The sequence below is a fragment of the Parcubacteria group bacterium genome, from assembly GCA_041657845.1.
GTDB lineage: Bacteria > Patescibacteriota > Minisyncoccia > Moranbacterales > JAKLHP01 > JAKLHP01.
In genome coordinates this window covers 1-8,627 of record JBBABD010000031.1, presented here as the reverse complement: position 1 = coordinate 8,627, position 8,627 = coordinate 1, and the positions used below count along the sequence as shown (strand labels likewise).

The 8,627-nt window shown below is 39.1% G+C and carries 6 protein-coding genes; all 6 read left to right on the top strand.

Annotation, left to right across the window (positions count from 1 at the left end):
* Positions 1-263: 263 nt before the first annotated feature.
* The gene (gene uvrB / locus WC906_04440; protein MFA5777660.1) at positions 264-2,222 is read left to right on the top strand and encodes an excinuclease ABC subunit UvrB; all 1,959 of its coding nucleotides are present in this window, start codon (positions 264-266) and stop codon (positions 2,220-2,222) included.
* Positions 2,223-2,331: 109 nt separating this feature from the next.
* Positions 2,332-2,679, top strand: coding sequence for a hypothetical protein (locus WC906_04435; protein MFA5777659.1), 348 nt, complete (start codon positions 2,332-2,334; stop codon positions 2,677-2,679).
* A 229-nt stretch (positions 2,680-2,908) separates the two neighbouring features.
* Positions 2,909-5,815, top strand: a complete 2,907-nt coding sequence (gene uvrA, locus WC906_04430; GenBank protein MFA5777658.1) for an excinuclease ABC subunit UvrA — start codon at positions 2,909-2,911, stop codon at positions 5,813-5,815.
* A gap of 55 nt (positions 5,816-5,870) precedes the next feature.
* Positions 5,871-6,623, top strand: coding sequence for a dolichyl-phosphate beta-glucosyltransferase (locus WC906_04425; protein MFA5777657.1), 753 nt, complete (start codon positions 5,871-5,873; stop codon positions 6,621-6,623).
* A gap of 112 nt (positions 6,624-6,735) precedes the next feature.
* Positions 6,736-7,485 carry a glycosyltransferase gene (locus WC906_04420; GenBank protein MFA5777656.1) on the top strand — a complete coding sequence of 250 codons (750 nt, stop codon included), beginning with the start codon at positions 6,736-6,738 and terminating at the stop codon, positions 7,483-7,485.
* A gap of 92 nt (positions 7,486-7,577) precedes the next feature.
* Positions 7,578-8,612: a galactose-1-phosphate uridylyltransferase gene (gene galT / locus WC906_04415; GenBank protein MFA5777655.1), complete on the top strand. Its 1,035-nt coding sequence runs from the start codon at positions 7,578-7,580 to the stop codon at positions 8,610-8,612.
* Positions 8,613-8,627: the final 15 nt, after the last annotated feature.

Below are 8,627 nucleotides of genomic sequence, written 5' to 3'. Positions count from 1 at the left end.
CTTATGAGTGGCTAAGCTATTACAATTTTCAAAGAATACATTTAACTCTTAATGGGCTTACACCTCAAGAGAAATACCTGCAAAGTGTTACCCTTGACTGTTAACTATACAGCGATAAGTAGACTTTTGCGATTAAAAATTGTAGTATATATTATCACTATGAAATTCGAACTTAATTCAAAATTCAAGCCTGCGGGAGACCCCCGTAGCAAATCCGAGGCGGATTGCTACGGGGCAAGCCAACCTAACAAATAATATTTTTTATGAAATTTCAAATATCTTCCAAATATAAACCAGCTGGGGATCAAATTGAGGCGATTGAAAAACTGACCAAAGGGATAAAAGCTGGCTCAAAATTCCAGACGCTTTTGGGCGTGACGGGGTCGGGAAAAACTTTTACCATTGCCAATGTAATTGAAAAAATTCAAAAACCGACTTTGGTAATTGCGCCGAACAAAACTCTGGCAGCTCAGTTAACGCAAGAATTTCGGACATTTTTTCCCAAGAATGCAGTGGAATACTTTGTTTCCTACTACGATTATTATCAGCCGGAAGCTTACATCTATTCGACAGATACCTATATTGAAAAAGAAGCGCAGATTAATGATGAAATCGACCGGCTGCGCCACAGCGCTACGTCAGCTTTATTATCAAGAGAAGATGTTATTATTGTCGCTTCCGTTTCTTGCATCTATGGCTTGGGTTCTCCGCAATTTTATCGAGAAATCAGCTTTGAGGTGGCAGTAGGAGAAAAATTCAATCGCGAAGAAAAAATAAGGGAACTACTGGATTTGCAATTTAAAAGAAGCGAACTTTTGAGCCGGGGAAAGTTTCGAGTGACCGGAGAAACTTTTGAAATAATGCAGACCGGAAGAGAAATTGTCACCAGAATTACTGTTAAAAACGGAACAGTTGCCAAGATTGCGGAATATGATTTTTTGACCGGAGAAGAATTGGGAAATCTTGAGAAGACGCTGATTTATCCAGCCAAACATTTTGTGGTTCCGGAGACTTTAATGCAGAAAGCGCTTATTGAGATTGAAAAAGAGGCGAAAGAGAGGGTGGCATATCTGCGAAAAGAAAATAAATTGCTGGAAGCGGAAAGGTTGGAAAGAAGAACCAAACAGGACATTGAAATGATGAAAGAAATCGGATATTGCAACGGGATTGAAAATTATTCTAGGCATCTGACCAACAGAAAAGCAGGAGAGTCTCCGGATACTTTGATTGATTATTTTGGAAAAGATTTTTTGATGGTGATTGATGAATCACATGTAACAATTCCCCAGCTTAATGCGATGTATAATGGCGATCGCGCCAGGAAAAAAGCTTTGATTGATAACGGTTTCAGGTTGCCCAGCGCCTATGACAATCGTCCGCTCAAATTTTCCGAATTTGAAGGAAAGATAAATCAAATGATTTTTACTTCAGCCACTCCGGCCGTTTATGAAAAAAATAATTCTTCACAAGTAGTTCAGCAGATCATCCGTCCGACCGGCCTCTTGGACCCGGAGCTTATTTTAAAATCCGCCAAGGGGCAAGTAAAAGATGTTTTGAATGAAATTGAGAAAGTAGTTGCTAGAAAAGAACGGGTTCTAATTACGACGCTGACCAAGAAAATGGCGGAAGACCTTTCGGATTATTTAAAAGAAAATAAAATAAAATCTGAATATCTTCACTCCAATGTAGAAACTTTGGATAGAATAACAATTTTGGAAAATTTGAGAAAAGGAAAATTCGATGTTTTGGTCGGAGTGAATCTTCTCCGAGAAGGGCTGGATTTGCCGGAAGTTTCCTTGGTGGCAATTTTGGATGCTGACAAAGAAGGGTTTCTCCGAAGCGAAACTTCGCTCATCCAGACAATCGGACGCGCGGCCAGAAACGTGAGAGGAAAAGTGATTTTGTATGCTGACAGCATCACCGGTTCAATGAAGCGGGCGATTGATGAAACAAATCGCAGAAGAAAAATCCAGACGGAATATAACAAAAAACATCACATCACTCCAAAAACAATCGAGAAAAATATCAAATCAATCATCGATCACGAAATAAATCCGGTTCCAGTTTCTGACTTTACGTTACTTAAATCGCTTGAAGATCTGAACGGGTATGTTAAACAAAAAGAGAAAGAGATGAAAGATGCGGCACGAAATATGGAATTCGAAAAAGCGGCGGTTATCCGGGATGAAATTCGAGAACTTCGGAAATTGCAACTAAAATAGACACAGCTAAAATAGACCATTGACCAAGATACTATATTCTGTTAGCTTTCATATTACATACAAGTAGCTGCTCTTTAATGTCAATGTCCCTAAGAGGAGGTGAATAAATATGGGAGGAATTTTCAAAACTAGCTGTTGGGATTTTTTGCATCTGGTGTTGAGTGCCCGGAAAGAAACCTCAATCATGATATTTGGTTCGGATAAGTGTCTTGATTCCGAGTATCTGATGAAAAATGTTCTGCCTGGAATCGCAACAAGAATTTCAGGAAACGTCCATCTTGTCATCTTGGAAGGGCAGAAAGGGGATTTGTCTTTGAAGGATATTGTGAGGAGTTTTAATCTGATTTGTTGTCCGGCTATTGTACTTATCAAAGGAGGAAAGTTCAGATCGATGAAGTTCGATCCCGATAATCCCGAAGAAATATTAATAAGGGAGGGAGGAAGCGTAAGCGCTTAATAGGAGGTGAAAGCTTAACGAGCTGTTTTTTCACCTCCTTTTAATTTTGTCAAAAGTTATTCACAAGTGACAATTGGGCAAATAAGTGATATGATATCATTATAAATCTATTAAATCTCTGAAAAATAGAAATTGATTTAAGTATGTAAGTGTAGTAATGTTGTATATATAAAGTACCCGCAAAAGGGGAAGTTTTTGGCGTTCTCTGCGAATTTTTTAATAAAATTTCATGAAAGATAAAATAATTATAAAAGGTGCTCGGGAACATAATCTGAAAAATATTGATCTTGAGCTTCCAAGAAACAAGTTTATTGTTTTTACGGGAATTAGCGGATCAGGAAAGAGTACGCTGGCTTTTGATACCATTTTCGCCGAAGGGCAGAGAAGATATTTGGAAAGTTTGTCGAGTTATGCCCGGCAGTTTTTGGGGCAAATGGACAAACCGGACGTCGATCACATTGAAGGATTATCTCCGGCAATTTCTATTGACCAGAAAGCGGCCTCGCATAATCCGCGTTCCACAGTCGGAACCGTGACGGAAATTCACGATTATCTGCGACTTCTATATGCCAAAATTGGAATTCCTCACTGTCCTGTTTGCGGTCGGGAAATTACTAAATTATCAACCGATGAAATAGTGGACAGAATCATAGAAATAGGAGTACCCTCACCCCTAGCCCCTCTCCCAAAGGGAGAGGGGGATTTGGAAATTGAAATTCTGAGTCCCATTGTTCGCGATCGAAAAGGAGAATATTCAACTTTACTTTTAGATATGTTTAAGCGCGGATTTTCCAGTGCTTATGTAAACGGAAAAAAATACGAACTCAATCCCAAAACAAAAATTCCCCTTGAAAGATACAAAAAACACAAGATTGATATCGTGGTCGATATGGTAAAAATTAGCGACGAAAATATTTCAAGGATATTTGAAGATGTGGAAAAGGCGCTGAAACTTTCTGAAGGTTTAGTGAAAGTTAAGGCTAAACAAGGTTCAACCTTAGTAAAGCTAAGGTTGAACCTTGGCGATAAAGAGGTTGTTTACAACCAAAAATTATCTTGCCCGATCCATGAGATTGAATTTCCACCGCTGGAGCCGAGGCTGTTTTCCTTTAATTCTCCTTTTGGCGCATGTCCTTCCTGCGAAGGGCTGGGAACGAAAAAGGAAATTGATCCCGACTTGGCAATTCCCGACAAGAATAAAACTATTGCTGAGGGAGGAATAATGCCTTGGAGTTACAAAAAAAACAACTGGCAGGGAACGATTCTTCGGGCGGTTTGCAATTTTTATCATATTCCGGATAACGTTCGCCTGCGCGATTTGCCAAAAAAACAACTCGACATTTTAACTTATGGCGACGAAGAGCCGGATGATATTCCGGTAACGCTTCGTTCCAAAACCGGATCAGTTTGGAAATATAATATGGAATGGAAAGGCGTGACTGGATATTTGCAGGATAGATACAAAAAAACCGATTCGGATGCAGTTAGAGCGGATATTGAAAAATATATGTCCCAAAGTCCTTGCTCTACTTGCCGAGGAGCGCGCTATAAACCGGAAGTACTGTTGGTAACAGTAGGAGGAAGGAATATATATGAAATATCAATAATAAGCGTCAAAGATTCGCTTAAATTTTTTAGAGAATTTAAACCTAATGAAAGGGAAAAAATGATTGCCGGAAGGATACTCAAGGAAATCGAAGCCCGGCTTGGATTTTTGGAAAACGTAGGGTTGGGTTATTTGACATTGGCTCGAAGCGCCAATACTTTAGCCGGAGGAGAGGCTCAGCGCATCAGATTGGCTTCGCAAATCGGATCACAATTAGTCGGGGTGCTGTACATTCTTGATGAACCGTCAATTGGTCTGCACGCCCGCGACAATGAAAAACTTCTTAAAACTTTGCTCCAGCTCCGCGATATCGGGAATACCTTGATTGTTATCGAACACGATGAAGAGACGATGCGCGCGGCGGATTGGTTGGTAGATATTGGGCCGGGAGCGGGGAAATTAGGCGGAGAAATAGTTTCCCAAGGTTCGCCGGAAGAAGTGATGAAAAGCAAAAAGTCTCTCACGGCCAAATATTTGCGAGGCGATCTTAAAATTGAAACGCCGAATTTCAGAAGGCCGACAAAAAACAAAAAATCAATTATTGTCCGCGGAGCCTCGGAGCATAATTTAAAAAGCGTGACGGCTTCCTTTCCGCTCAAAGTTTTTACTTGCGTAACGGGAGTTTCCGGCAGTGGAAAATCAACGCTGGTGGAAGATATTTTGTACAAGTCATTGTCTTCAAAAATAATGCGATCACTGGAACATCCGGGAAAACACCAGGAAATTATCGGTTCGCAATATGTCGACAAAGTTATTATGATTGATCAGTCTCCGATTGGACGGACGCCAAGATCAAATCCGGCTACCTACACTGGACTATTTTCGCCAATTCGGGAGTTGTTTTCCCAGACGAAAGATGCGAAAGCCAGGGGATATTTTCCGGGAAGATTTTCTTTTAATGTCAGAGGAGGAAGATGCGACAATTGCCAGGGAGAAGGATTTTTGAAAGTGGAGATGCAATTCATGCCGGATGTTTATCTCCCTTGCGATATTTGCCATGGAAAAAGGTATAACAGCGAAACCTTGCAGGTGAAATATAAAGGAAAAAATATCGCTGATGTTTTAGATATGACAGTAACCGAAGCCGGAGAATTTTTTGAAAGTTATGGAAATATCAGCGATGTTCTTAAAATTCTGGAAGATGTGGGCTTGGGCTATATTCATCTTGGCCAATCGGCTACCACTCTTTCCGGAGGAGAAGCCCAGCGCATCAAACTGGCCACCGAATTAGCCAGGCGTTCAACCGGAAACACTTTGTATATTCTCGACGAACCGACTACTGGACTGCATTTTGACGATATCAAGAAATTATTGAATGTTTTGAATAGATTGGTCGATGCCGGAAATTCTGTAATTGTGATTGAGCATAATATGGATGTTATTAAAACTGCCGATTGGATAATAGATCTTGGTCCCGAAGGCGGAGACCAAGGCGGTCGAATAATCGTCACTGGAACGCCGGAAGAAGTGGCGAAATATACCGAAGAAAGCTATACAGGGAAATACTTGAAAGAGTTTTTGAGGAAATGACATATTTATGCTATACTTTAATCAAGAAAACTTGTAATCAATAAGAATGTAAAAAATGGAAAATCAGCCATACTTGTCGGTGGTTGTTCCGGCTTATAAAGACGAAGAAAGGATAGGGAGAACGCTTCTCGAAATCCAAAAGTATTTCAATGACAAGAATTATGAGTGGGAGATCATAGTTGTATTAGATGGCTCTCCTGATAATACCGGAGAAATAGTGAAAAATTATGCTAACCGAATCAAAAATTTTCGCGTCATTGAAAACAAGGAAAATCATGGAAAAGGATGTTCGGTTCGTCAGGGCCTTCTGGAAGCCAAGGGAAAACGCAGGCTTTTTATGGATGCGGACGGTTCGACTTCAATAACCCATCTTGACAAATTTTTGCCGGAAATGGAAAATGGATACGATATAGTAATTGGATCGCGATATATTGAGGGAGCTTTTGTCCAAATACATCAGGGTAAAATGCGGGAAACTATGGGGAAAATCGGAAATCTAATGATAAAAATAATATTGGGACTTTGGAAATATTCAGATACTCAATGCGGATTCAAAATAATTTCTGGGAAAGCTGTTGATGAAGTTGTCAAAAAGATGACAGTAGATCGGTTCGGTTTTGATTTTGAATTAATAAAACTTGCCGAGGTTCTTGGATTTAAAATAAAACAAATGCCGGTTCGTTGGCTCAACGAAGAAGGATCAACGGTGACTTTATTTGGACCGAATAGCTTCATTCAATCGCTCGTTGATTTGTTTAAGACTAGATACGGGCTTTTGACCGGAAAATATAATCTGAAAGCCAAATAGTTAATCTGAAATATCTGGATTATTTGCAAAAAAATGGCATTGAAAATAGCATATTATATGGTATAATTACTTTATAGGATGGCTAGTTTTTAAGTATTTATCAGCAAACAATATGGACGAACCAATTTTGTTATCGATTGTTATTCCGGCTTATAACGAGGCAAGCCGAAAAGGTTTTGGGATTAAAGAGCACTTGCAAAATATCAAAAAATATTTTCTGGACAAAGGTGTTTCTTATGAAGTGGTTATTGTTAATGATGGATCGAAAGATGATACCGCTAAGGTTATTAAAAGCTATTGTGAGATTGAGCCTGATTTTATATTTATTGATCGTAAGGAAAACAGAGGCAAGTTGTTTTCTGTTCAGGAAGGACTTCTGAAAGCAAGAGGAAAATTCAGACTTTTTACTGATGCCGATGGTGCAACCTCCATTGATAATTTGGAAAAATTTTGGGAGCATATTAAATTAAACGAACATATTATAATTGGATCTCGAGATTTGCAGCAGTCGAAAATTGAAAAACATCAGCCAAAAATTAAAGAAATGCTTGGTGATTTAGGAAACTTGCTAATACAATTCACATTAGACCTTCGCGGAATCAAGGATACCCAATGCGGATTCAAGGTTTTGTCCCAGGAGGTTGTAGAAAAAATAATTCCACAAATGAAGGCTATCAAATGGGGCGGTGATTTTGAGATTTTAGCGATTGGAAAAAAAATGGGATATAAAATCATCGAAGTTCCTGTCACATGGAACGATTCAGGGCAGAGCACGGTGGGAATCAGCGGTTATTTTCAGACATTAAAAGAATTATTTCAGGTAAAATGGAGGTTGATGACGGGGAAATACAATTTAAAGTAATTTTCAATTTTCAATTTACAATTTTCAAATAATTTACAATTTTTCAATCAATTAAACTTTGGAAATTAGAAATTTAAGCACAAATAAATACGGTGAAAACAAAAATAGAAAATAAATCTAAAACTAGCAGCCATTCAGAATTGAGGCAGGATATTGTGACAGGTGATTGGGTGGTAATTGCAACAGGCAGAGCCAAGCGGCCGGAGGATTTTTCAAAAAATGGCAAAGGAGAAGAAGTTAAAAACGATATTGACATAGACGAATGTCTTTTCTGCGATCCGGAAAAGTCGGGGCAAGGAAAAGATTCCTTGATTTACGAAAGACCTGATGGAGATTGGTCGCTTCGCGTCTTTCCCAACAAATTTCCGGCTTTTTCCCAAGAAGGAGACTTGAAAAAAATCGGAGAAGGCCCTTATTTTTCAATGGATGGATTCGGATATCACGAAGTTATTGCAACCAGAGACCATTACAATCACATTCCGCTTCTCAAGGAAATAGAAATTGCGGAGGTATTTGATGCCTATCAAGACAGATACATCGATCTGATGAACAGAAAAGGAGTTGATTATATCGGAATATTTCATAATCACGGGAAAGAGGTAGGCGCTTCCATTGTTCATCCTCATTCGCAGCTTGTTGCAATTCCGGTTATTTCTCCTTATGTTGCATTGGAGCTTCAAGGAGCAGAAAGATATTATAAAAGCAACAAGGGATGTGTTTATTGTCTTCAGGCGGAATATGAAAGCGAGCACAAAAAAAGAATTATTTTTGAAAATGATGAGTTTATCGCTTTTTGTCCTTTTGCCTCGAGGGCGGCATTCGAAGTTTGGGTAATGCCGAAGAAGCACAAACCTTATTTTGAAAGGATTACCAATGAAGAAAAAATCAAATTGGCCGAGGTTTTCAAGAAAGCGATGTATTCAATATATAGCGCGTTAAATAATCCTCCGTATAATTTTTATATTCACACCTCTCCCTGCGATGGAAAAGATTATCCACATTATCATTGGCACATTGAGATTTTGCCGCACACGGCGACTTGGGCGGGATTCGAGCTTCAAACTGGAATTGAAATTTCCACTATCCAGCCGGAGGCAGCAGCAGAATATTTAAGAAAGCAATTATAATAAGAATTAGATTTA